This is a genomic window from uncultured Fibrella sp. (genome assembly GCF_964250085.1).
In the GTDB taxonomy this organism is placed as follows: domain Bacteria; phylum Bacteroidota; class Bacteroidia; order Cytophagales; family Spirosomataceae; genus Fibrella.
The window spans coordinates 688,999-713,998 of the sequence record NZ_CAXUEC010000001.1; the positions used below are offsets into that span (position 1 = coordinate 688,999).

General features: G+C 53.4%; 15 protein-coding genes. 13 read left to right on the top strand and 2 right to left on the bottom strand.

The features are described 5' to 3' along the window. Nucleotides 1-10: 10 nt before the first annotated feature. Together ACFE8Q_RS02790 and ACFE8Q_RS02795 are read left to right on the top strand one after the other, a co-directional pair. The gene (locus tag ACFE8Q_RS02790) at nucleotides 11-3,031 is read left to right on the top strand and encodes a TonB-dependent receptor plug domain-containing protein (RefSeq protein WP_375443828.1); all 3,021 of its coding nucleotides are present in this window, start codon (nucleotides 11-13) and stop codon (nucleotides 3,029-3,031) included. 42 nt (nucleotides 3,032-3,073) lie between these two features. Further along, nucleotides 3,074-4,048 carry a nucleoside hydrolase gene (locus ACFE8Q_RS02795; RefSeq protein WP_375443829.1) on the top strand — a complete coding sequence of 325 codons (975 nt, stop codon included), beginning with the start codon at nucleotides 3,074-3,076 and terminating at the stop codon, nucleotides 4,046-4,048. Here the strand turns inward: ACFE8Q_RS02795 and ACFE8Q_RS02800 are convergent. Next, the gene (locus tag ACFE8Q_RS02800) at nucleotides 4,026-4,982 is read right to left on the bottom strand and encodes an SPFH domain-containing protein (protein WP_375443830.1); all 957 of its coding nucleotides are present in this window, start codon (nucleotides 4,980-4,982) and stop codon (nucleotides 4,026-4,028) included. The genes ACFE8Q_RS02795 and ACFE8Q_RS02800 overlap by 23 nt on opposite strands. A gap of 1,144 nt (nucleotides 4,983-6,126) precedes the next feature. Between ACFE8Q_RS02800 and ACFE8Q_RS02805 the strand changes: the two genes are divergently transcribed. From ACFE8Q_RS02805 to ahcY, 9 genes are all read left to right on the top strand, one after another. Beyond that, nucleotides 6,127-9,186, top strand: a complete 3,060-nt coding sequence (locus tag ACFE8Q_RS02805) for a SusC/RagA family TonB-linked outer membrane protein (protein WP_375443831.1) — start codon at nucleotides 6,127-6,129, stop codon at nucleotides 9,184-9,186. Nucleotides 9,187-9,211: 25 nt separating this feature from the next. Beyond that, nucleotides 9,212-10,795 carry a SusD/RagB family nutrient-binding outer membrane lipoprotein gene (locus ACFE8Q_RS02810; protein ID WP_375443832.1) on the top strand — a complete coding sequence of 528 codons (1,584 nt, stop codon included), beginning with the start codon at nucleotides 9,212-9,214 and terminating at the stop codon, nucleotides 10,793-10,795. Nucleotides 10,796-10,971: 176 nt separating this feature from the next. Further along, entirely contained in the window at nucleotides 10,972-14,289 is a 3,318-nt protein-coding gene (locus tag ACFE8Q_RS02815; RefSeq protein ID WP_375443833.1) for a VCBS repeat-containing protein, read from the top strand. Between the two features lie 10 nt (nucleotides 14,290-14,299). Beyond that, a complete protein-coding gene (locus ACFE8Q_RS02820) occupies nucleotides 14,300-15,622 on the top strand; it encodes a vanadium-dependent haloperoxidase (RefSeq protein WP_375443834.1) in 1,323 nt (440 codons plus the stop codon). Between the two features lie 218 nt (nucleotides 15,623-15,840). Next, nucleotides 15,841-17,052: an ROK family protein gene (locus ACFE8Q_RS02825; protein ID WP_375443835.1), complete on the top strand. Its 1,212-nt coding sequence runs from the start codon at nucleotides 15,841-15,843 to the stop codon at nucleotides 17,050-17,052. Nucleotides 17,053-17,093: 41 nt separating this feature from the next. Beyond that, nucleotides 17,094-18,524, top strand: a complete 1,431-nt coding sequence (locus tag ACFE8Q_RS02830) for an alpha-L-fucosidase (RefSeq protein ID WP_375443836.1) — start codon at nucleotides 17,094-17,096, stop codon at nucleotides 18,522-18,524. Between the two features lie 191 nt (nucleotides 18,525-18,715). Then, on the top strand, nucleotides 18,716-19,372 hold the full coding sequence (locus tag ACFE8Q_RS02835; protein WP_375443837.1) for an SDR family NAD(P)-dependent oxidoreductase: 657 nt from the start codon (nucleotides 18,716-18,718) through the stop codon (nucleotides 19,370-19,372). A 36-nt stretch (nucleotides 19,373-19,408) separates the two neighbouring features. Then, nucleotides 19,409-20,941: a M20/M25/M40 family metallo-hydrolase gene (locus tag ACFE8Q_RS02840; protein WP_375443838.1), complete on the top strand. Its 1,533-nt coding sequence runs from the start codon at nucleotides 19,409-19,411 to the stop codon at nucleotides 20,939-20,941. Between the two features lie 206 nt (nucleotides 20,942-21,147). Next, a complete protein-coding gene (gene ahcY / locus ACFE8Q_RS02845) occupies nucleotides 21,148-22,458 on the top strand; it encodes an adenosylhomocysteinase (protein WP_375443839.1) in 1,311 nt (436 codons plus the stop codon). A 69-nt stretch (nucleotides 22,459-22,527) separates the two neighbouring features. Here ahcY and ACFE8Q_RS02850 read toward each other — a convergent pair whose 3' ends face one another. Further along, nucleotides 22,528-23,379, bottom strand: a complete 852-nt coding sequence (locus ACFE8Q_RS02850; RefSeq protein ID WP_375443840.1) for a helix-turn-helix domain-containing protein — start codon at nucleotides 23,377-23,379, stop codon at nucleotides 22,528-22,530. A 238-nt stretch (nucleotides 23,380-23,617) separates the two neighbouring features. Between ACFE8Q_RS02850 and ACFE8Q_RS02855 the strand changes: the two genes are divergently transcribed. After that, nucleotides 23,618-24,415, top strand: a complete 798-nt coding sequence (locus tag ACFE8Q_RS02855; RefSeq protein WP_375443841.1) for a phytanoyl-CoA dioxygenase family protein — start codon at nucleotides 23,618-23,620, stop codon at nucleotides 24,413-24,415. Between the two features lie 5 nt (nucleotides 24,416-24,420). Next, nucleotides 24,421-24,999, top strand: a complete 579-nt coding sequence (locus ACFE8Q_RS02860; RefSeq protein ID WP_375443842.1) for a TIGR00730 family Rossman fold protein — start codon at nucleotides 24,421-24,423, stop codon at nucleotides 24,997-24,999. The last annotated feature ends 1 nt before the right edge of the window (nucleotide 25,000 follow it).

Consider the following 25,000-nt stretch of genomic DNA (forward strand, 5'->3'; position numbering starts at 1 on the left):
CTATCTGATTATGAGAAAGTGGTTTACCCAATTAGTATTTATTGCCAGCCATTGCCTGATCGGTGCGGCTCATGCCCAAACGACTCCGGGTGGAGCACAACTTGAGGTAAGTGTGACCGATCTGCTGCTACGTCGGCCAGTTACAAATACCGTAGTTTACCTGCAAAACAGCACGACTAAAACGCTTGACTCGGCCCGTACAAATGGTGAAGGGAAAGCGCAATTTAGTGCTGTGTCGCCCCTAAGCCGATACCGGGTTTTTACCCGCCCCAGCGTAACCTACACCGATGATGAAACGGCCGACGTGGCCATCAAACCCAATGGCCTTACTACCGTAACGCTCCAGCTACCCCTGCGCCGCGAGAGTACGCTCGAAGAAGTGGTGATCAACGACCGGCGGCTGGCCCGACTCAATACGCAGAACGCCGAAGTGTCGGCTCTGGTCTCGAAACGCGAATTGCAAAATTTGCCGCTCGAAGGCCGTGATATTACTCGTGCGCTGTACCGCCTGCCCAACCTGACGTTGGCCACGCAGGGATACGCCGAAGCGCCCAACGTGGCTATCAACGGCCTGAACGGTATTTACACCAACTACCTGATTGATGGTATGGATAACAACGAGCGGTTTTTGGGCAACATGAAGTTCAATACGCCGGTGGGATTTGCGGAGGGTATCACGGTCTACACCAACAACTACTCGGTGGAGTTTGGCAACACCAGCAACGGGGTTATCAACGTGACTACCCGCTCCGGCTCCAATCAGTTGACGGGCGAGGCGTTTTATCTGACTCGCCCTGGTTCAATCATCGACAGCCCCTCGCGCTTTGCGACCTCCGATTTGTCGGGCAACGCGGTGAAAGACGGGTTTCAGCGGCAGCAGCTTGGCTTCGGGCTGGGTGGGGCACTCAAGCAGGATAAAACGTTTTTCTATATCAACGTAGAACAGACCTTCGACCGGAAAGACAACCGCCTCGTGGTACCATCACTGGGGGTAGATGAGGTGGTGACGGGCCGCAACCGCTTCTCCTACGTGTCGGGCAAGCTCGATCAGGTGTGGAGCAACCGGTTCAAAACCACGCTACGGGCCAACATTGGTAGTTTTGATATTGAGCGGCAGGGCGGCGGCCTCGAAGGAGGTATTCTGTTCCCCTCGGCCGCAGCGTCGCAGAAGAATCGGACGTACCTGATTTCGCTGAAAAATGCCTATGTCATTGGCAATGAAATCACGGGCGAAACAAACTACCAGCATTCACGCTTCCGCTGGAACTACCGCGAACCGGTGAACCCAACCAACCCGTCGGCGACGGTACGTGGGCCAAACGGTGTGCCCATTGCCACCATCGGTCAGAGCGGGGCGATCTTCGATGACATTGAAAACACCGATCAGATTCAGCAGAAATTTACCCTCCGCCGGGGTGATCATACGTTGAAAGCCGGGGCCGAATTCATCACGTCCGACTATGCCTTGCTGGGTGGAGCAAACCCCTACGGCACCTACGATGTGCAACTGACGCAGGCGCAACTCGACGCCCTGAAAGCCCGCAACATTGGCTCGGCCCTGAACGTGAACGACATTCCCCGCGACGTAACGGTACGTACCTACGACGTTGAACTGCGCCCCACTACGTTCGGTACGCGGCAGAACGTGTATAGCCTGTATGCCGAAGATCTTTGGGCAGTTCGACCAAACCTGAACCTGACGGTTGGGCTACGCTACGATTATGACAACCTGTCGAAAGGCGGAGGCGACAAGGGCGATTACAACAACATTGCACCCCGCTTGGCCTTCAATTATCAGTTGACTGAGAAAACGGTGATTCGGGGTGGTTATGGCATGTTTTACGACAAGATCAAGTACTCCGTTTACAGCGATAATCTGCAATTCAGCAACAACGGGGCCGATTTCAAGAAGGAATTGAATGAACTTAAGCGGCTTAATATTTTGCCCGGCTCGGCTGATCTGGACAAGATCACGTTTCCCGGCAACCTGAACGCCCGCTCTACCACGCCCGTAACGTACCTGAACGGCCCAACCTCTGACCAGCTTCAGGCCCGGCGCGACAAGCAATTCAGCAATAACTTCCGAATCATGAATCCTGATGGGTTCCAGAATCCATACTCGCATCAGTTTTCGTTGGGACTTCAGCATAAGCCCACGGCCAACACGCTGTTCTCGATCGACCTGGTGCACGTTGCAACCAATGATCTGTTCTACATCTATAACCTAAACGCCCCGGCGCCTTATCCGCTCACAAACGCCGCCGATGCCAAAGTAAGAACGGTAGCGCAGGCTGACCTGACCCGTCCTATTCCAATCCGGTCAGACAGCCGCGGTGCGTATGCGGTGGTGAACAGCAACGACACATTACGGGGTATTTCGCGGAATATCTTCGAGACGCGCACCGACGGTATTGCCCGCTACTGGGCCGCCAATTTTGTGTTCCAGAAACTCAAAGGGTCAGATAAGTACGCGTACCGCCTGGGCTACAACCTGTCGGTGATTCGTAGCAATACAACGGGAATCAACACGCGGGCGCAGGATTCCAATAATTACGATGCCGAATACGTATATGACGACAACGACCGGCGGCACGTATTCTCGGGCATTTTCTACTACTACCCACTCCGCAACCTGGTCATTACGCCCACGGTGCTGTTGCAAAGCGGTTTGCCCATTACCCGTGTAGCCGACGCTTCGAAGTTTGGCGGCGTTACTGACCTGAACGGCGACAGCGAAAGCTACAGTCTGCCTTCGGATATTCAGCCCGGCGAAACCCGTAACAATGACCGGCTACCCTGGGCCAAAACCGTTGATTTATCGGTGAAATACACCGTGATGTTCCTGGGTCGTCCCCGGCTCGAAGTCTCGGCTGATATCTATAATGTGCTGAATACCGAGAATATTTCGGGCTTCAACGTGGTGCGTGGCTCATCCAATCAGTTCCAGACGGGGCCGAGTGGGTCGGGCATTACCACGCGGTCGGCGGCTCCCCTCCGGCAGTTTCAGTTTGGATTACGGTATATTTTGTAGATAGCTAAACACAGAGGCGGTCCGCCTCTGTGTTTCATTAAAATGAAAAAAATCCTCCTTTTCCTCTTCCTCCCCACCCTGCTTTTTGCGCAGTCGAAGCCTCGTCGGGTGTGGTTCGATACCGACATTATGATTGGTCTGCCCGAACGGGCTCCGCGTGAGGTCGATGATGGCGTAACGCTGATTATGGCGCTTCGGCAGGCCGATAAGATCGAACTGGCGGGTATCAGCACCGTTACCTATGTGGATTACGGCTACGATGTGACGCAGAAAATTCTGGGCTGGTACAACAAGACAGGCAAAACTATTCCGGTTTACAAAGGCTCGGATAGTGGAAGCAACACAGGGGTTGAAACAGACGCGTCGCGGGCTATGGCAGCCGCACTGCGTCGGGAGAAGATGCCTATTCTGGCCCTGGGGCCAGTCACAAACGTGGCTACCGTGGTGAAGAATCACCCCGAATTAGCAGCTCAAATTGAGGAAGTAGTTGTCTGTGCCGGTCGTACTTCAGGCTTTCCATTTCGTCCGGGACTGGAGAAAGCGACCGTTGGTGATTACAATTTCGAGCGCGATACGCTGGCTTTCCGTGTGCTGTTCGACGCGGGAATCAAGGTCGTTCTGTCGGGATTTGAATGTAGCGCCTACCTACTTCTTGGCAAAACAGACATTGATTTTCTGGAAAAGTCCTCTTTTGACGGTGATCAGTGGTTATACGCCCAACTGCGCCCCTGGCAGGGACGGGCTCAATCGCTGTTTGGTGTTGAAGGTTTCATTCCCTACGATGTCACGCCCCTCGGGTACCTTACACATCCCGAGTATTTTAAATACTATCGTGATATTCCGGTGCAGATCAACATCAAACCCAACGACTCCACGATTGGATCATCGGTGAGTCGTCGGGAGAAGCCGTTTCTGGACGTTTCGTACGAGTACAAAAACACAAAGTGGCGGGCTTTGTATGCCTACAAAACCCTGCCCGGCTTTGAAGAAATCGTTATCGAGTCGCTGAAGAAATAGGGGGTAGCTTACCGGTAGGCGGGCTATTTAATTTCTCGATGGCGAGGAGCTGCTTCATCGTTTTTTCCATGCCGTCGGTTGAGCCATCGAGGAAGATGACGTTGCCTTTGCTGTTTTCGGCGAAATGCTTCACGGCTTCAGTCCAGATCGAGAACAGAATCAGCGAGGCGTCGAGGTCGGCTTCGTTCATCACCTTCGCCGATTCGGCCATGCCCTTGGCTACTTCTTCCCGGAAGAGGGCCACCCCCTGACCACGAAGTTGAGCCGCTGTTTTCTCCGCTTCGGCCGAAATCTTGATGGCGTTACCTTCGGCTTCGGCAGCTTTGGTTTTGGTGATCAGTAACGCTTGCCCTTCGTTTTCGGCGGCGGCTTTGAGGTTCGACGACGCCACAACCTGCGCCATCGACCGCATAATGACCTCATCAAACGCAATGTCGTTCAGTTGCAGGTCGGTGAGGTGGTAGCCCCAGCTTTCGAGCAGCGTATCAATCTGCGATTTAACGTGTTCGATGATTTCGGAGCGGAGAGCCAGAATCTCCGACTGCCGTTTGGTGGCCACAAAACTCCGGATCGAGCCTTCGATGGTGCGGATGAGCGCTTGCATGAACGAGGCTTCGTCGATGAACTTGAACGCCACATTCTTGATCGTCTCTTCGTCCTGATTCAGCACCGAATAGACCAGCATCGCCTTGAAATTGACGTTGGCCTGATCGGCGGTGATGGCCTGAAACGCCAGTTCGACCGACCGGTTCTGAATCGAGATCTTGCGATAAATGAGCTCGATAAACGGAATCTTGAAGTTTAATCCCGGCGTGAGTACACGGCTGTACTTCCCGAAAATAGTTACAACGGCCACCGTGCCCTGCTGCACAATGACGATGGAGAGAAACGCGATGAGCGCAATCAGAAAGAGAAGAAGCGGCGTAAAGAGCATGGTAGGGGTTTGATTATCAGAAAAGTAAACTTCGTACAAGATAATGAACCTGTGGATTTAAACTCTCTATTAAATATTGATCGGCTGTAGATATACTAGTCAGAAGAATAGCATCGTGCGGTGGCGGGTAAGGCTTATGAGCATTCTGAATACTGGAAAAGTCGTTGCGTAGCTCGGTTGGCTTCGCAGGGCTTTCTCATAAAAATTGGGTTGTATCTAAAATTTTTTGTGAGAAAGCTCGGTTGGCTTCATGAGTTGTGCCCTGCGATACGACGGGATAGAAGTTACCCAACATTCTGCCTTGCCAGGAAAAAGTAACGTTCAAAAAGATAGGTCAGACTCCTTAATACTTTAGTAAAACCTATAAATAAATATGATGGGTTTCCAGGTTATTATTTTGATAAGTTAATATAAAAACTGAAATTCTGTAAATAAAATAACGCGATTAGCTGTGAAAATTTAAAAATCGGTTAGAAGAACCTGTAAACTGATTTGTGCTTTTTTGTGGAGCTTCCCGCTTCTGGTAGCTCTAAATTAACTTCCGTGTAGAGAAAAACTGTAAAGCATGTACAAAAAGAAACAGGGGTTAAACTACTTAATTCGCTTTAAGTAGTTAGTACATGATTTGCTGTCTTCGGTATATCAACAGATAATTTTTGCTCAATAATGTAATAAATGTAATATTTTATATAATTACGCTAATAAAATTAGTCGATTTTTACTCACATGGATAAGTTATTAAAATATTTTAAAAACTAATAATATATTTGCCCTATAACAAATGAAGCAAAATATTCTGCGGAGTGAGGGAATAAGCCATTATAAATTGATACGCGTGAGCAACATACAGCGCGTAATCTACAGGGGACTTATATTGACTAGCTAGAAATCAGGAGATTGTCTGCTAGTCAACGTACCTGGAACAAGGGTACGGGTTTGATTCAGGTACGTTTGAGACTTAGCTATAATTCTGTAAATACTTAAGTATATTTTTCGCGTATTGGCCAAAGATAAGTATTGTATCAGTGCTGCCAGTAAACATTATTCCGTGTAGAGTGGAAAAGTGTCAGTGCCGTTTACGTAAGAGTGTTACTATTTAACCATAATCAAAAAAACGATGAAGCAATGTAGAAACAGATTTACCTTGTTGATTGCCTTCTTTTTCCTGGGTTGCTACGTAGCAATGGCTCAACAGGTAACCGTTCAGGGGAAGGTCTCCGAGAACGCGACAGATGTAATTCCCGGCGCGAATATCCTGATTAAAGGATCGAACAAAGGCACGGTTACCGACGCCGAAGGGCGTTTTTCAATCACGGCACCCAAAGGAAGTGTACTCGTGATTCAGTCGCTGGGCTTCATCGCGCAGGAAGTAACGGTTGGCGATCAGACAATGCTCAACATTACGCTGGCGGTTAGTGACAAAACGCTCGACGAGGTTGTTGTGACGGCCCTCGGTATTTCCAAGGATAAGAAAGCACTTGGCTACGCGGTGTCTGAAGTTAAAGGCAGCGACCTTACGCAGGCTCGGGAAATCAACCTGGGGAATGCCCTCTCTGGCCGGGTAGCCGGTTTGAACGCCACCAGTACGGCAACCGGCCCCGGTGGATCGAGCCGCGTGATCATTCGTGGTAACGGCTCGCTGAGCGGCAACAACCAGCCCCTATACGTGATCAACGGCGTGCCCATTGACAACACAAACGTGAACTCGGCCGGTATGTGGGGTGGTAACGACTCAGGCGACGGGCTGAACAGTATCAACCCGGACGATATTGAAACGATGTCGGTGCTGAAAGGCGGAACGGCAGCAGCCCTGTACGGCTCACGGGCCTCGAACGGCGTTATCCTGATCACCACCAAAACGGGCAAGAGCCAGCGTGGTATCGGCGTGGAATACAACGGGACCTATACCGTCGACCGTCCATTCTCGCTCAACGACTGGCAGTATGTCTACGGTCAGGGAACTCGCGGTGCTAAACCACTGACGCAGGACGAAGCGATTCAGACGGGGGCCTCATCATGGGGTGCTAAACTGGATGGGTCAAACGTCATTCAGTTCGATGGCGTGTCCCGCCCGTATGTTGCGCAGAAAGACAACATCAAAAACTTCTACAACTCGGGAAACACCTTCTCGAACACGGTAGCAGTGTCGGGTGGTACAGATGCCGCCAGCTTCCGCTTCTCGGCCTCGGATATGAACTCGAACAGCGTGGTGCCAAATGCTGGGTTCAACCGTAAATCGTTCAACCTCAGTGCCAACGCCAACCTGTCGAAGAAGGTTATATTTGAAGGCGTTGCGCAATACAATATCGAAACGGGCACCAACCGGACGTTCCTGTCGGATACGCCGAAAAACCCGAACTATGGGGTCCAACTGATCGCCAACTCGGTCGATATCCGCACGCTGAATCCGGGCTACGACAGCCGGGGCTACGAAACCCTCTGGAACAGCAACGTGTATTCGACCAACCCCTATTTCGCGGTCAACAATGTGCCAAACAGCGACGTCAGAAACCGGTTTATCGGTCAGTTTTCCCTCCGTTACAACATCACCGATTACCTGTATCTGCGCGGCCGGGTTGGCACAGACTACAACCAGACCAAATTTGTCAGCGTTGAGCCAACCGGTATTGCCTACGCAACCCGTGGTAGTATGGGCCGCACCAATACACAGATCGGCGAAACAAACGCCGAGTTGCTGTTGGGCTTCAACAAGGAGTTTGGCAGTATTTCGGTGAACGCCCTGATAGGTGGTAACCAGATGCGCCGCTCTACCGAGAACCTGCGCTACAACGGGCAGTATTTCGTGGTGCCGTTCAACTACTACCTCGACAATACGGTGACGAAAACGCCTGGCTACGACTACAGTGCGCTGGGAATCAACTCGGTATTTGGCTCGGCCGATATTGGCTACAAGAATATTCTGTTCCTGACCCTGACGGGTCGCCAGGACTGGTTCTCGACCTTATCGAAACAGAACAACAGCCTGTTCTATCCATCGGCAGGGGTAAGCTTCATCGTATCTGACGTGATGAAGGATCGGCCAAACTGGTTCAACTACGGCAAAATCCGGGCATCGGTGGCGCAGGTAGGGGGTGGCTACCCAAACCCATACGCGCTCAACCTGACGTATAACCTCCAGACAAACAACTACATCGGCGATATTCCGCTGATGTCGGTCAATGGCGGCACCATCCCGAACGCGCTGCTGCAACCCAATACGTCGACCACGACGGAGCTGGGCCTTGAGAGTAAACTGTTCAACAACAAGCTGGGTGTAGACTTGACGTTCTACAACCGCACCACCACCAACGATGCCGTTACGGCTTCGACCTCGTCGGCAACCAGCTACGGCAACGTGCTGCTGAACGTAGGCAAGGTGGTTAACAAAGGCATTGAGCTGTTGCTGACCGGTACGCCAATCAAGAAAGCGAGCGGATTCAACTGGAACGTAGCGTATAACATCGCCTACAATGACAACAAGGTGGTGAAGATCACCGACGATCTGACCACCTTCCAGGTTGATCAGTCACGTACCCAGAGCGCCTACATCTACCACTACACTGGCCAGCCATATGGGATGATTACGGGGTACCAGGCGCTGCGGAATGCCAGTGGCCAGATCGTGTACAACTCGGCAACGGGCCTGCCACTGCAAAGTGCCCTGATGCCGCTGGGTCGTGGTGTACCGCCGCTGACGATGGGCCTGACCAACACATTCAGTGTGAGCAATTTCTCGTTCAGCTTCCTGCTCGATGGCAAGTTCGGCTCTAAAATCTACAGCGCCACCAACTATTACGCCACGGCCAATGGCCTGACACAGGAAACGTTGAACGGTCGGGAAGGAGGCATTACGGTGACGGGCGTTACCCAAAATGGCGATGCGTTCACCAAGACTCTTTCGGCGCAGGACTACTACGGCAGCGGTGCGTACCGGAACATCACCGAGAACTTCGTGTATGATGGCAGCTTCGTGAAACTGCGTCAGTTGACTTTCGGCTATTCATTGCCGAAATCATTCCTGTCGAAGACGCCGATTCAGGGAGCAAGCATCTCGCTGGTGGCGCGTAACCTGCTGATCCTGTACAAGAACGTACCTAACGTTGATCCAGAATCGAACTACAACAACGGCAATGCGCAGGGGCTCGAAATGTTTGGTGTTCCACCCGCCCGCAGCTACGGTCTAAACCTGAACGTTCGTTTCTAACTCACCGCTTTTAACGCATTTACCCATGTTACGATCTCTTAAAATATACCGATTACCGGCGCTGGCATCCCTGCTGACGGCTGGCCTGCTCTTATCGTCCTGCGATAATGGCTTCGAACAGCTCAACACCAACCCCAATGCCCTCACCACACCGGTTATTCCCAACTTGCTGTCGTATTCGCAGGTTAAAACGGCGGGTACGGGCTACGAAAACCACCGGGGCAACCTGATCTACGCCGGTGCGATGGTGCAGCACTTTGCGTCGCTGACTACCTACTGGTCGGGCGATAAATACCTGTACAACGCACCGTATTCCGATGCATACTTCGAAACGGCCTACGGCGAACATGTGAAGAACGTGGAGCAGATCGTGGCCCTCACCAAGGGCAACGCCGATCAGGTGAACCTCTACAATATCGCGCGTATCTGGCGGGTGTTCGTTTATCACCGCATCACCGATCTATACGGTGATATTCCCTATTCGCAGGCGGGGCAAGGGTATCTGTCGAGCGTATTCAGTCCGAAATACGATAAGCAGGCCGACATTTATGCCAACATGCTCACTGAACTTGAGCAGGCGGCGGTGGCGCTCGATAACACGAAAACGGGCTATGGCGCGGCAGACCTGATCTACGCGGGTGACCTGACCAAGTGGAAGAAGTTTGCCTATTCGATGATGCTGCGGCTGGGTATGCGCCTGACCAAAGTAGATGCCGCTACAGCGCAGAATTACGTGAAAAAAGCCATTGCCGGCGGTGTGATGCAGAGCAACGATGATTTGGCGAAGATCAACCACGCCGAGGGCAACGACAACACGCGGAACCTGGATGGCAACACGCTCAGAACGCAGGAGTACGATGCCGCCAACCTGAAAGGCAAGGCCAACAGCAAACTCAGCAACACGCTGGTTAACTTCCTGAAAACTAACAACGACCCTCGTTTGCCGTATATCGCCACGCTCTGGCAGGGCAATGCCAACCCGGCACAGGAGGCTACGGCTACAGACCCGACCAAGCAAAAAGGGTTGCCAAACGGGTTCGATGCGCAAACGATCAAGTCGCTGATTCCGGGCTGGGGCGCTACTGATTCGCTGCCCGCCTACTCAGAAGCCAACCTGAACAAAATTGCGAGCAATACCGCGCCAACGGTATTTCAGAGCTATGCCGAAGTGGAATACCTGCTGGCCGAAGCCGCCCTCCGGGGATGGGGCGACGGGCAGGCTGCTCTTCACTACAACAAAGGCGTAACGGCGGCCATGAGCATGATGTCGCTGTATGGTGGAACGGTAAGTGCTGCCGCCATCACAACGTACCTGACGGCCCACCCGTATCTGGCGGCTGGCACAACGGCGCAGCAGATGGAACAGATCGGCACGCAGTATTGGGCGGCCAATTTCCTGAACTCGTATGAAGCCTACGCCAACTGGCGCCGTACGGGTTATCCGGTCCTGACGCCAACCAATTATGTAGGCAACGAAACGGCCGGTATTATTCCGCGCCGCCTGCGGTACCCCTCGACCGAAAGCAGCAAAAACGCCGCGCAGTACAACGCCGCCATTGCCGTTCAGGGCCCCGACCTGCTCACGACTCGTATGTGGTGGGATAAGTAAGACTTCGGATTTGGGGTTTCGGATTTGGGATTTGCTTCGCGCTGTAGGCCCTTCGACAGGTTCGGCGCCTACAGCGAAAGCAATTGCCGTTGAGAATTATCCAGAATTCACATTAAATTACGGGTTAGTAAATCACCAGTTGACCAGCGTGATTTGCTGACCCGTAACCATAACTAATGCATTATACTCGCCAACTTCGTCTTTGCTGGTTACCGCTGCTTTTGGCAACAGGCATGATTTTGCCGGTTGTCGTGCAGGCTCAGTTTACGCGGCTTGGAGCAGAAAAAACGGGCGTTCGGTTCACCAACCAGCTCACCGAAACGGAAGAGCATAATGTGCTGGCCTACGAATATTTCTACAATGGCGGTGGCGTGGCCGTGGGCGATCTCAACAACGACGGGCTCCCCGATCTGTATTTTACCGGCAACATGACACCGGATCGCCTGTACACCAACACGGGTAAACTCACCTTTACCGATATCAGCAGTTCGGCGGGCGTTGGGCAGGGAACGGGCTGGAAAACCGGCGTCACCCTTGTTGATATTAACCGCGACGGCTGGCTCGATATTTATGTCTGCTATTCGGGCAGTGGTGACCCCGCTACCCGGCGCAACCGGCTCTATATCAATAATCACCTCTCGAAGAAAGGGCAACTAACCTTCACCGAACGCGCTGCCCAGTACGGGCTCGATTCACCCGCCCACAGTACGCAGGCCGCCTTTTTCGACTATGATAAAGATGGCGATCTGGATTGCTTCCTTCTGAACCACAACATTAAAGATTTTAAACGATTCGACGCCGAGCTGACCAAAGCCATGCGCGACGAATACGCCGGCGATAAACTGCTGCGAAACGATAACAACCGGTTTGTCGACGTCAGCGAAGCGGCGGGCATCAAAGGCAACCCCATCGGTTTTGGGCTGGGCGTTGCCGTAGCCGATGTCAACCTCGACGGCTGGCCCGACCTCTACGTGTCCAACGATTATATCGAGCAGGATTACCTCTACCTGAATGATGGAAAGGGCCATTTCATTGACCAGCTCGATGCGGCCGTTGGTCACCTGAGTTACTTTTCGATGGGCAATGACATTGCGGATATGAACAACGATGGCTGGCCCGACATTTTCACGCTCGACATGCTGCCCGAAGACAACCGTCGGCAGAAACTGCTGTACGGTCCCGAGAACTACGAAACGTACCAGAACATGCTGCGCAATGGGTTCTCGCACCAGTTGATGCGGAACATGCTGCAACTGAACAACGGCAATACCGGCCTGAAAGCGGCGGGCGTGAACGTACCTACATTCAGCGAGATTGGCCAGTTGGCGGGGATTTCCAATACCGACTGGAGTTGGACGCCACTCGTGGCCGATTTTGATAACGATGGCTGGAAAGACCTCTTCGTAACCAACGGCTACCTCCGCGACTACACCAACATGGACTTCATGAAGTTCTACGCCGATGCTCAGTTGAAAGCATCGCGCGGGAGCGCAACGGCCATGATGGACATTTTGAAGCAGATGCCGTCGTCGGCCACCAAAAACTACATCTTCAAAAATTCCGGTAAACTCACCTTTACCAACAAAGTAGCCGACTGGGGATTCGACCAGCCCGTCTTGTCGAACGGTGCCGTGTATGCCGACCTCGATAATGACGGCGATCTGGAGATTATCACCAATAACGTCAACGTACCTGCCTCCATCTACCGGAACGACAACCCGAAGCAGCATTACCTGGCTATTCAACTCGGCGAGAGTTCGGCAACGCAGGCCGTGGGTACGCGGGTGTGGGTGTATACGGCCGGTAGGCAGCAGTACCAGGAATTCAACCCGTCGCGAGGGTTTCAGTCGGGCATGTATACGCCGCTGCATGTTGGTCTGGGCAACTACGCGCTGGTCGATAGTCTGCGCATTGTCTGGCCTTCCGGGAAAACGCAGGTGCTCCGCCAGATCAAAGCCGACCAGAAACTGGTTGTTCGGCCCGAAGCCGCTTCAGGTACGTATAGCTGGTCTACACCAGTGTCACCACTGTTTACGGAAATCGCCCCCGATTCGGCTATTTTCCGCCATACAGAAGATCTGTACAACGATTTCAAACGCCAGCCTGCCATGCCCAATATGCTGTCGAATCAGGGGCCGCACCTGGCGCAGGCGGATGTAAACGGCGACGGCTTCGTGGATCTGTACGCGCCGGGTGCCAAAGGGCAGTCGGGTACGTTGCTCATGGGCCGGGCCAACGGAACGTACCTGACGGTGCCGCAACCAGCGTTTATTGCCGATAAACTGAGCGAAGATACCGACGCCCTGTTCGTTGATGTGGATGGCGACGGCGACCAGGACCTCTACGTGGCGAGTGGTGGGTACGCCTACCTGCCCGACGACCTGCTGCTCCAGGATCGCCTGTACCTGAACGATGGCAAAGGTAACTTCACCCGATCAACTGAGGGGCTTCCCATCGACCAGGTCAGCGACGCCTGCGTGGTGGCGTTCGACGTGGATAAGGACGGCGACAAAGACTTGTTTGTGGGTGGGCGTGTACGGCCGGGCCGTTACCCCGAGCCAGTTAGCAGCCGGATACTGGTCAACGATGGCAAAGGCAATTTCACCGACGCTACGGCTCAACTGGCCCCTTTCCTGACCAATATTGGCCTGGTAACCGACGCGGTGGCGATCGATGCCGACAAAGACGGTTGGGACGATCTGGTGCTGGCGGGCGAGTGGATGCCCGTTTATCTGTTAACAAATGAGCAGGGAAAACGACTGGCAACCCCCACTACGCTGGCCGCCGCCGGGTGGTGGAGCCGGGTTGACAAAGCGGACCTCGACGGCGATGGCGACGATGATCTGGTCGTCGGTAATTTTGGTCGGAACTGTCAGATGAAGCCCACAGCGCAGGAGCCCGTTCAGGTTACCTACGCCGATTTCGACCAGAACGAATCGCTCGATCCGTTTCTGACCTACTACATTCAGAAAAAGCCCTACCCGCTGGCCAGTCGCGATGAGGCGTTGAATCAACTGTTTTCGCTCCGGCGCAAGTTTACCAGCTACGAGTCGTATGCGGGTGCTACCCTCTCGGACATTCTGACGCCCGACCAGCTAAGTAAAGCGAGTACGCTACAGGCCACTGAGTTTGCATCGGGCATTTTAGAGAACCAGGGAGCAAACCGGTTTAACTGGCACGAGTTGCCGGTAGAAGCTCAGTTTGCGCCCATCTACGCCATCGCCCTCTTCGACGCCGATGCCGACGGGCGCCCTGATCTGTTATTGGCTGGTAACCAATCGAATACGCGTATAAAAATTGGCAAAATGGACGCCAATTACGGGCAATTATTTCGGAACGAAGGCAATTGTCAGTTCAGGTACGTTCCCCAGATGCAGTCGGGATTTACCGTAACCGGCGATGTACGCGACGTGCTGGTCGTTGGGCAGGGCGAGGGGCAGCAGATCCTGTTTGGCCGAAACAACAACACGATTCAGCGCTACCGCAAAAACTAGTATACTACCCATGAATCGACTGTTTCTGATGCTGTTTGTAGGCTGTCTGGCTGGGCCGGGTTACGCCAAACCACCGGGTAAACCGGCAGCGGCGCTGGCCTACACACAAGCCGTCAAGCAACTGACCGATGTGATGGTCATCGACGTGATTGGTCCCTGTGCGGCGGCGCGGTATTATGCCTACGCCAACCTGGCCGCCTACGAACTGATGTACCGGCAGCAGCACCCGGCTGGGTACGTTGCCTTTTCGGGCCTGCTGCGCCACTATCCGTTTACTGCTTCGGCCAGCCCTATGCCGGCAGTCGATGCCGACTTTGGTGCTCAGTATGCCCTCCTGCGCATGGGCGAGGAAATGTTGCCCTCGGGTTACCTGCTCGAAGCAGCCCGTGAGCAATTGATTGCCAACGCCCGGACCCAGCATCACCTGAGCAACGAACAGCTACTGGCCACCAGCGCATTGGCTGATAGTCTGGTGAAAAAACTGCTGAGGTATGCGGCGGCTGATGGGTACGTTAAAACCAGTGGTTACCTGCGCTTTACCCCCGGCGGCCAGGCCGGGCAATGGCAGCCAACGCCCCCGGCCTATTCCGAATCGTATGAACCTTACTGGTCAACCTTACGCCCGTTTCTGCTCGACAGTGCCGCCCAGTTTCGGCCCGTCCGGCCCGTCGCTTATAGCGAGCAGAAGGAATCGGCTTTTTATAAGCAGGCGAGGGAAGTATACGATACCTGCCGCGTTCTCACGCCAACTCAGCAGCATATCGCCAATTTTTGGGACTGTAATCCGTTCTTCCTGAACCAGAAAGGACACGTCAGTTTCGGCACCAAAAAGATTTCACCGAGCGGGCACTGGATGGGTATCACCAGTCTGGTTAGCGTGCAGCAGCACCTGACCCTGGCCGAAACAATACGCTGGCATACGCTGGTTGGGCTAACGATGGCCGACGCGTTTATTTCGTGTTGGGAAGAGAAGTATTACAGCAACCGGATTCGGCCCGAAACATACATCAATCAGCAGATTGACCGCAGTTGGCGACCACTCCTGCAAACGCCTCCTTTTCCCGAATACACCAGTGGACACAGCGTGATGTCGCAGGCCGTTGCCACGGTGTTGATGGAACTGGCTGGCAAACCAATTGGCTACACCGACACCGTGGAAGTGGAGTTTGGCGTACCGGCCCGGACGTACCGCTCGTTCACTCACGCGGCCGGTGAGGCGGCGATGTCGCGTTTGTATGGCGGTATTCATTTTCGGGATTCGATCGAGAGCGGCCTGGTGCAGGGCGAACGGATTGGCCGGTTTGTCCTGAAAAAGATTGGGCTGCAACCGTAACATGAGCAAAAGCATCATCGAACAAAACAGAGCCTGTATTTCACGGCTACACAAGTAACTGTCTGAGCACCGATGGTTTGTGAGGTGAGTGCGTACAGTCATCGCTCAAAACGGTCGATCCAACGCCGTTGCCGATGACCCGGTACGCGTCTCTCTACGATCTCCCCACTCCAACAGTAAATCGGCCTGATTGGCTAATGCCAGAGCGAAACGATACTATGTATGACCAACCTGCTGTCTCTGTAATTGACACGAAGAAAAACAAGCTAAAGCGAAGCATTATCGCTGACCTGTACCGATCCGAATCACGGACCATCGCTCAACTGGCCAGCGTTTTACACACGAGCGTACCGTCTGTCACAAGCCTTATCGACGAATTGACCACCACAAAGTGGGTTTGGGGAATCGGCACGGGAACGGCACACATGGGCCGGAAACCATCTCTATTCGCCTTAAAGTCAGATCACTACGTGACAATCGTGGTTGACATCACCGTTCACGACACCAAACTGCTTGTCTTTGATCTGGCCAATCAGGTTGTGCATCGAATGGACCTGACGCTACAACTGGGCGATTCTCCTTCGTTTGTCGGCGCGTTGAAGGCTCCCCTACGGCAACTCGCCCGCCAGCTTGCTGCCAGCGGGTTAACAGTCATTGGCATTGGTGCCACTATGCCGGGGCTGGTGAATCCTGAACTGGGTGTCAACTTCACGCACCCGGAGCTCAATCAGCCGGGGCAATCGTTGAGTTCGCTTTTTGAAGCCCTCTTCGCTGCGCCTTTTTTCTTTATCAACGATACGAAAGCGACTATTTTCGGCGAAAGCAAGTTTGGCCTGGCCCAGGGTAAAAAGCACGTACTGTCGATCAACATCGACTGGGGCATTGGGCTTGGCGTGATGATCAACGGCGACATTTTGCAGGGAACAGCGGGCTTTGCCGGTGAACTGGGCCATATCCAGATCAAACCGGATGGTGAGCTGTGCACGTGTGGTAAGATCGGTTGCCTCGACACGCTGACGTCGGCCTCATCGCTGATCCGGCGCGCCCGACTTGGCCTGGCTCAGGGCCAACCGTCGATGCTGGCCGACGAAGGGGCCGATAAGGTCGACATCGAGTTGATCATCCAAAAGGCCAACGCCGGTGATGCGTTTAGCATTGATCTGCTGCGGGACGCCGGCGCTGAGCTGGGCCGGGGATTAGCCATTGCTGTGCACCTGTTCAACCCCGAACTGATCATCGTGAACGGTGTATTGGCGAAAGCAGCCACGGCCATTACCTGGCCCATCGAACAGGCGCTGATCGACCATTGCCTGCCCGATTACCGGAATAATCTGACCATTAACCTGTCGAAACTGGGCGAGATGGCCAAACTCTACGGCACACATGCCTATGTGTTGCAAAGCCTGCTCGAGCACGAACATATACCCTGACAGGGCCGGGGCAACAACTTACCCATGACAATAAACTACCTATGAAGCATACGTACCTGGGGCTCGCTATCGCCCTGTTCCTGTCGCTAGACGGCTTTTGTCAGCAGCATTCCGAACAAAAGCACGACAAGTATGTCTGGCCCGCCGACGAACTGGTAAAGAAAAAGCTGGCCCATTGGCAGGATGTTAAATTCGGGTTGCTCATGCACTGGGGCACCTACAGCCAGCGGGGCATTGTGGAGTCATGGTCGCTTTGTCCCGAAGATGAGGGCTGGTGTGAACGAAAGGGACCCACCGCCGACAACTGGTACGACTACAAGAAAGGATACGAAATGCTCCAGACAACCTTTAACCCGGTAAAGTTCAATCCCAACCGGTGGGCTGAGGCAGCGCAGAAGGCGGGCATGAAATACGTCATCTTCACGACCAAGCACCACGATGGGTTTTGCATGTTCGATACGAAGCAGACCGATTACAAGATCACCAGTTCGAAATCACCCTTTTCATCGAATCCGCGCAGCAACGTCACCAACGAGATTTTGCAGGCATTCCGGGGGCAGAATTTCATGGTCGGCACGTACTTTTCAAAGCCCGACTGGCATAACGAGCATTACTGGAAGCCCTATTTTCCGCCCAAAGACCGGAACGTAAACTACAACCCGAAGAAATACCCCGACGAGTGGGCCAAATTCAAAGACTTCACCTACAACCAGATTCAGGAACTGATGACCGACTACGGCCCGGTCGATATTCTCTGGCTGGATGGCGGCTGGGTACGTCCCTTCAGCAGCATCGACTCATCCGTTAGCTGGCAGCGAACCATTCCCTTCGATCAGGATATCGACATGGCGCGAATTGCGGGTATGGCCCGTCAGAAACAACCCGGCCTGCTGGTCGTTGACCGTACCGTTTCCGGCGAATTCGAGAATTACGTCACGCCCGAGCAGCAAATTCCTGACCATTACATGCCCATCCCCTGGGAAACCTGCCTGACAATGGGCGATAGCTGGTCGTACGTTCCGAAGGAAAACTTCAAATCGGCCCGTAGGCTGGTGCAAACCCTCGTTGATGTGGTGGCTAAAAACGGGAACATGCTCCTCAATATTGCCCCCGGCCCTGATGGGGAGTGGCATGAAGAAGCCTACCAGCGGCTGGCGCAAATTGGCAACTGGCTCCAGGTCAATGGCGAGTCGATCTACAACACCAAGCCATTGGCTCCCTATCGGCAGGAGAAATGGGCGTTTACCAGCAACGGAAAGGCCACCTACGCCTCGTACCTGCCCTCGGAGGCTGAATCGCAGTTACCCGCCGAAATCACGCTTCCCGTTGTGCCAACGAAAGCACTCACGCTACTAGGTAGCAATCAACCGCTTAAATGGAAAAAATCGGGTAGCTCAGTGGTGGTTACTATACCCGCCAAGGTTCAGCAGCAACTGGCTGGTCAACCGGCCTGGGTGTTCAAACTCACATAATGGCTCTGAAACGGGCTATTCGGGCGGTTTCGGCAGGTATACACCCCAGCCAAATGTTGCCCAAACGAATAGGCCGGGGCCTGGCAACGTTTAGAGGAATGGGTCGGACATTGGGATAAATAGGAAATGTCGGGCTCGGTGTCTATGTTCACTTTCAGGCATTTCCTGAACATTAACAACACGATTGCCCTATGAAAAAACACCTGCTGATTATTGGTGCCGGACCCGGCGTGGCCCTGGGCGTGGCACATCGATTCGGCCACGAAGGCTTCGCTGTTTCGCTGGTTGCCCGTCGGGCCGGATCGCTTGACGAACGGGCTGGTCAACTCCGTGTTGCTGGCATAGACGCAGCAACGTACCTAGCCGACGTGGCTGATTTTGCCCAACTGGCGCAGGTAATCCAGACGGTTATCGCTGAACGCGGACCAGTTACGCTCCTTCATTACAATCCTTCGGTCTACCGGGAGGCGACTGGATTAACGCTCGAACCCGAACAATTTATGCAGGATATGCGTACCGATGCGGGCGGATTACTGGCTGCTGTTCAGGCCGTTGTCCCCGCTATGCAGGCGGCTGGAGGCGGGGCCGTGCTGGTCACCGGTGGTGGGGCGGCGCTGTATCCGTCGGGCGATTTACTTTCCCTGTCGGTAGGCAAGGCGGCGGTGCGCACGATGGCCGAATGCCTGCGCCAAACGCTTGAGCCTATGAATATCCGCGTAGCTACTGTAACTATTGTTGGCGGTGTGGGCAGTAACGACCATTTTTCGCCGGAACAAATTGCCCGTGCTTTTTGGGATCTGCACCAACAACCCCGCGACAACTGGACGTTCGAGACGATCTACCGCTAATCGCTCTTGCTTTGTAACTAGCCATCTACCACCTACATGAACAAAATCGTTCTGCTTGTACCTGCCCTGTTGCTCACCGGTTTAGTCTATGCCCAGAGCGAGTTGACCCTTAAAACACGTACCTACCGCCAGCAGCACGAACACCAGTTGCTGAGCGAGTTCATGGGCTTGCTGGCGTTGCCCAATGTTGTCTATGATACGGTAGGTATTCAGAAAACAGCCGATTACGTAGCCGCTATGTTGAAACGGCGAGGCATTGAGCCACAAAGGCTCGATGGTAAAACGAAGGGCGTTCCACCTGCTATTTACGGCGAGGTTATGGTGCCGGGTGCTACCAAAACCGTTGTCTTTTACGCCCACTACGACGGGCAGCCCGTAAATCCCAATCAATGGGCCGATGGACTAAAACCGTTTGAACCAACACTATACAGTGCTTCGCTCGATGCGGGTGGTCAGGCCATTTCGTTGCCGAAAGCAGGTGAACCCCTTAACCCGAACTGGCGAATTTATGGCCGTAGCACGTCTGACGATAAAGCGGGAGTATTCGCTATTCTGGCGGCTTATGAAGCATTGGTGAAGATGAACGTTAAGCCAACGGCGAACCTCAAATTCTTTTTTGAAGGCGAAGAAGAAGCCGGTTCGGCGCACCTGAGCGAAATTCTGGAACGCCACAAAGACAAACTAAAAGGCGACCTCTGGATCATCTGCGACGGGCCGGTGCATCAGACAGGGCGCAAGCAGGTGCTCTTCGGGGTTCGGGGCGACGTGAATCTGGAGTTGAAAGTATTTGCTTCGAAACGACCGCTGCATAGCGGCCATTACGGCAACTGGGCCCCCAACCCCGCCATGATGCTGGCCCGCCTGCTGACTTCCATGAAAGATGATGATGGAAACGTACTTATTAAAGGCTTCTACGACGATGTTACGCCGCTGACCGATCTGGAAAAACAGGCCCTGGCCAAAATTCCGCCGGTCGATGAGCAGCTAAAAAAGGAGTTGGGGTTCACCGTGGCTGAAGGTGGCGGCAAACCACTGGCCGATCTGCTCATGCGTCCGTCGTTGAACATCAATGGCTTTGCGAGCGCCAACGTTGGCAAGCTGGCCGCCAACGTTATTCCAACATCGGCCACAGCAGCGCTCGATCTGCGGCTGGTGCTGGGCAACGATGCCCAACGGCAGGTTCAGAAAGTAATCGACCATGTGGTGGCACAGGGATATTACGTGACGCAACAGGAAAGTATCACCGATGAAGAACGGGCCAAATACCCACGCATAGCCCGAATCGTGGCCAAATCGGGCTATAATGCGCAACGTACCCGGATGGATTTGCCGATCGCCCAGACGGTGGTCAAAGCTGTTCAATCGACAGTGAGTGGCGATATTGTATTGCAACCTAGCCTGGGCGGAAGCTTGCCGCTGTACCTGTTCGACCAGATTCTAAAAACACCCACTATCACTGTTCCGATTGCCAACCACGACAATAACCAGCATGCCGAAAACGAAAACCTGCGCCTGCAAAACCTCTGGGACGGTCTGGAAACCTATGTGGCCCTGATGCGGCTGCAGTAGGTAAATTGCTGGCACTTGCCAAGCGTATAATAACGTACCCAGCCACATTCTTCGACCTCTTAGAGAGAACGGTTAGCCTTTCTGGCAGGTCTTCTGTATTTTTGCACTTTCCTAAGAAAATGAACTGATCCAGATGGGTTTGGCTCATTTTCTGTTCACGGAACAAAGAACATCGTAATTAAACAAACCGACGTCGTTCAATCGATATGCAAACGTCAACATACGTCCCCTACAAGGTTAAGGACATCGCCCTCGCTGAGTGGGGCCGTAAAGAAATTCGTCTGGCCGAAGCCGAAATGCCCGGCCTGATGGGCCTACGCGAAGAGTTTGGCCCTAGCCAGCCGCTGAAAGGTGCCCGCATCGCCGGTTGCCTGCACATGACCATCCAGACTGCCGTACTGATCGAGACGCTCGTAGCGCTTGGTGCCGACGTAACCTGGTCATCGTGTAACATCTTCTCAACGCAGGATCACGCCGCCGCCGCTATTGCTGCTGCCGGTATTCCGGTCTATGCCTGGAAAGGAATGAACGAAGAAGAATTCAACTGGTGCATCGAGCAAACGTTGTTCTTCGGCGAAGATCGTCAGCCCCTCAACATGATTCTCGACGATGGCGGCGACCTGACCAACATGGTGTTCGACGTGTATCCTGAGCTCATCGCGGGTATCAAAGGGCTGTCTGAAGAAACGACGACTGGTGTTCACCGCCTGTATGAGCGAATGAAGAACGGTACGTTGCACCTGCCTGCTATCAACGTAAACGACTCGGTAACGAAATCGAAGTTCGATAACAAATACGGTTGCCGTGAGTCGCTGGTCGATGCCATCCGTCGCGCCACCGACCTGATGCTGGCCGGTAAAGTAGCCGTTGTGGCTGGTTATGGCGACGTAGGTAAGGGCTCGGCTGAGTCGTTGCGGGGTGCTGGTTGCCGCGTGCTGGTGACCGAAATCGACCCAATCTGCGCCTTGCAGGCAGCAATGGACGGCTACGAAGTGATTCCGATGGATGAGGCCGTAACCCGCGCCAACATCTTTGTAACGGCTACCGGCAACATCGGCATCATTAAAGATCGCCACTTCAAAGCCATGCGCGACAAGTCGGTGGTGTGTAACATCGGCCACTTCGACAACGAAATCGACATGGCCTGGCTGAACGAAAATTATGGCCACACCAAGAGCCAGATCAAGCCACAGGTTGACATGTACGAAATCGACGGCAAAGAGATCATTGTACTGGCCGAAGGGCGTCTGGTGAACCTGGGCTGTGCTATGGGCCACCCATCGTTCGTGATGTCATGCTCATTTGCCAACCAGACCCTGGCGCAACTTGAACTGTGGGAAAACCCAGGCAAATACGAGAACAAAGTATATGTACTGCCTAAGAAACTCGACGAGAAAGTAGCGGCCATGCACCTTGCCCACGTGGGTGCCCGTCTGGAGCCACTAGGCCAGGATCAGGCCGACTACATCGGTGTATCCGTATCCGGTCCGTTCAAATCGGAGCTGTACCGATACTAGTACAGGTAACAAGTGTCAATAAATAATGGCGCTGCCGGGTACCCAAAGGTATGTCGGCAGCGCCATTATTTATTGTACATCAAAAGAACGGACTCTATATCTGCCCGGCGACGTACCCAGCCTGGTCTGAAACAGCCGGTTCAAGGTGCTGATATTGTCGAAACCGGCCTGTGCCGCAATTTGGCTGATGGGTAAATCCGTTGAGGTGAGCAACTGGCAAACGTGCGTAAGGCGCACCTTATTCACGTAGTCGACAAACGTGAGACCCGTGTTTTGTTTGAACCAGCGGCAGAATGCGTTGGGCGAAAAATGACATTTCCCGGAAATTTCCTGTAGCGAAATGGGTCGTTGATAGTGCGCGTTAATGTAATCGATGGCAGTACGAATACGCGTCGAAGCGTCGGCCACAACAGCCTGACGCTCATAGTCTGGCTGTAGAATGGGAGCTCGCTCAGGTACGTTGCTCAAATGGTCGAGCAGCCCAATCAGACTGACCAGCGCCAACGTACCTGTAGTCAGCACGGCTTCCCGAATTTTTTCGATCACAATCTCGTCCGGCTTCGGAAAGGCAATGCCTCGTTTTGCCTCTTGAAACAGGCGCATCAGCAGTTTGCACTCGACAAACGAATCAAACATTCCTTTCGGAAACTGAATACAAAACGCCTCCACCAGCGGCGTAGCTTCCTCGGCATAGCTGACGAACGTATGCGGCAGGCTTTCGCCGATCAGGAATAAATCTCCTTCGGTATAAAGCGAAATATCGTCGCCAATAAACCGCACGCCTTTCCCCCTGGCGAAATAGACTAACTCCAATTCGGGGTGATAATGCCAATGCGACACAAACGCAGGCTGGTGCAACCGAAACGCCTTGAACGAAGCATCCGGCAGATTGGCAATGCCAAGTTCAAGTTCAGGTTTCATGGGGGTGGAGATGAGATCTGTAGGCTTTAGTACCTGGTGTTTTGCTTTGGTAGGTGGATGAGTTGCTTCGCACACCGCACTTTAACCGAAATATTACCCGTATATGCGATGAATATAACTAAAATTGGTAATATCGGAATAATACCAGAATAAATATGTAAAACGGCGGGCTAGGTTTTTACTGCACTTTTGTAATGACGAAGCAGGTACGTTATCACTTTTCAAGCCATTTAGCCCCATGAACTCGTTAGACACGCCTTACGAACTAAGCCCCGAACAGATCGCTTTTTACCAGAAGAATCGATTCATCAAACTCAAAAACGTGTTCGATGCCGATACGCTGGCCCGGTATAATGACGCCATCAGCGAGCAGGTTGCGAAAATGAACACCGTTACCGTCGCGCTGGACGAACGGGATACGTATGGCAAAGCATTCCTGCAACTGTTCAACCTCTGGCGCGAAAATGACGATGTAAAAACGTTTGTGTTCAGCAAGCGGCTGGCCAAAATCGCGGCCGATCTGATGCAGGTAGACGGTGTGCGGATGTACCACGATCAGGCGCTGTTCAAGGAAGGCGGCGGCGGCATTACGCCCTGGCATGCCGACCAATATTACTGGCCGCTGAGCAGCGACAAAACCGTTACCGCCTGGATTCCCCTGCAACCCGTTCCGCTGGAGATGGGGCCGCTCGAATTCAGTGCCGGCAGCCATCAGATCGTAGAAGGCCGGGAATTGAGTATTGGCGACGACAGCGAAAAACTCATTGCTTCCAAACTACGCGTCACCGACTTCGAGCATGTCATCGAACCGTTTGACCTGGGCGAAGTGAGCTTTCATTCGGGCTGGGTGTTTCATCGCGCCGGGGCCAACGTAACCGATCAGATGCGGAAAGTAATGACCGTGATCTACATGGACCGGGACATGAAACTGGAGCAGCCCATCAATAAAAATCAGGAAAACGACTGGCACACCTGGTGCCCCGGCGCAACAGTTGGCGACGTGATCAACACAGAATTGAACCCGGTGCTGTACTAAAAGCTATGAGAATTTGTGTGTATTGCGCGTCGAGTGCGCTGGTTGATGCCGTTTATTTCGAGGCTACCGAGCGGCTGGCAAAAATACTTGTCGCTGCCGGTGTATCCGTTGTGTATGGCGGCGGTGCTGTTGGCCTGATGGGCAAACTGGCCGATACGGTGATTGCCAGTGGCGGCTCTATAAAAGGCATCATGCCCAACTTCATGAATGAGGTTGAATGGGCGCATAAACAGGTGACTGACTTCGAGTTTACCGATACCATGCACGAACGGAAAGCGCGCTTTCTGGCCGGTATCGATGGTCTTGTGACACTTCCGGGTGGTAGTGGCACCCTAGAAGAGTTGCTGGAAGCCATTACCCTGAAACGGCTGGGACAGTTTACAAAGCCGATCATTATTCTGAACACCAACGGCTTTTATGATCCCCTGAAGCAGATGCTCGACCGGTGCATTACGGAGAAATTTATGCACGAAAAACACCGGCAAATGTGGACATTCGTTGACGAGCCGGAGGAAGTTATAGCGAGCATTCACAGCGCCGAAGCATGGGACGAAGCGGCTATTCAGTTTGCTACAAACAAGTAGA

What these genes read in the sequence shown, in the direction of transcription:
- ACFE8Q_RS02790 (WP_375443828.1), top strand. Translation starts at nt 11, where the DNA reads ATGAGAAAGTGGTTTACCCAATTAGTATTTATTGCCAGCCATTGCCTG.
- ACFE8Q_RS02795 (WP_375443829.1), top strand. Translation starts at nt 3,074, where the DNA reads ATGAAAAAAATCCTCCTTTTCCTCTTCCTCCCCACCCTGCTTTTTGCG.
- ACFE8Q_RS02800 (WP_375443830.1), bottom strand. Translation starts at nt 4,982, where the DNA reads ATGCTCTTTACGCCGCTTCTTCTCTTTCTGATTGCGCTCATCGCGTTT.
- ACFE8Q_RS02810 (WP_375443832.1), top strand. Translation starts at nt 9,212, where the DNA reads ATGTTACGATCTCTTAAAATATACCGATTACCGGCGCTGGCATCCCTG.
- ACFE8Q_RS02815 (WP_375443833.1), top strand. Translation starts at nt 10,972, where the DNA reads ATGCATTATACTCGCCAACTTCGTCTTTGCTGGTTACCGCTGCTTTTG.
- ACFE8Q_RS02820 (WP_375443834.1), top strand. Translation starts at nt 14,300, where the DNA reads ATGAATCGACTGTTTCTGATGCTGTTTGTAGGCTGTCTGGCTGGGCCG.
- ACFE8Q_RS02825 (WP_375443835.1), top strand. Translation starts at nt 15,841, where the DNA reads ATGTATGACCAACCTGCTGTCTCTGTAATTGACACGAAGAAAAACAAG.
- ACFE8Q_RS02830 (WP_375443836.1), top strand. Translation starts at nt 17,094, where the DNA reads ATGAAGCATACGTACCTGGGGCTCGCTATCGCCCTGTTCCTGTCGCTA.
- ACFE8Q_RS02835 (WP_375443837.1), top strand. Translation starts at nt 18,716, where the DNA reads ATGAAAAAACACCTGCTGATTATTGGTGCCGGACCCGGCGTGGCCCTG.
- ACFE8Q_RS02840 (WP_375443838.1), top strand. Translation starts at nt 19,409, where the DNA reads ATGAACAAAATCGTTCTGCTTGTACCTGCCCTGTTGCTCACCGGTTTA.
- ahcY (WP_375443839.1), top strand. Translation starts at nt 21,148, where the DNA reads ATGCAAACGTCAACATACGTCCCCTACAAGGTTAAGGACATCGCCCTC.
- ACFE8Q_RS02850 (WP_375443840.1), bottom strand. Translation starts at nt 23,379, where the DNA reads ATGAAACCTGAACTTGAACTTGGCATTGCCAATCTGCCGGATGCTTCG.
- ACFE8Q_RS02855 (WP_375443841.1), top strand. Translation starts at nt 23,618, where the DNA reads ATGAACTCGTTAGACACGCCTTACGAACTAAGCCCCGAACAGATCGCT.
- ACFE8Q_RS02860 (WP_375443842.1), top strand. Translation starts at nt 24,421, where the DNA reads ATGAGAATTTGTGTGTATTGCGCGTCGAGTGCGCTGGTTGATGCCGTT.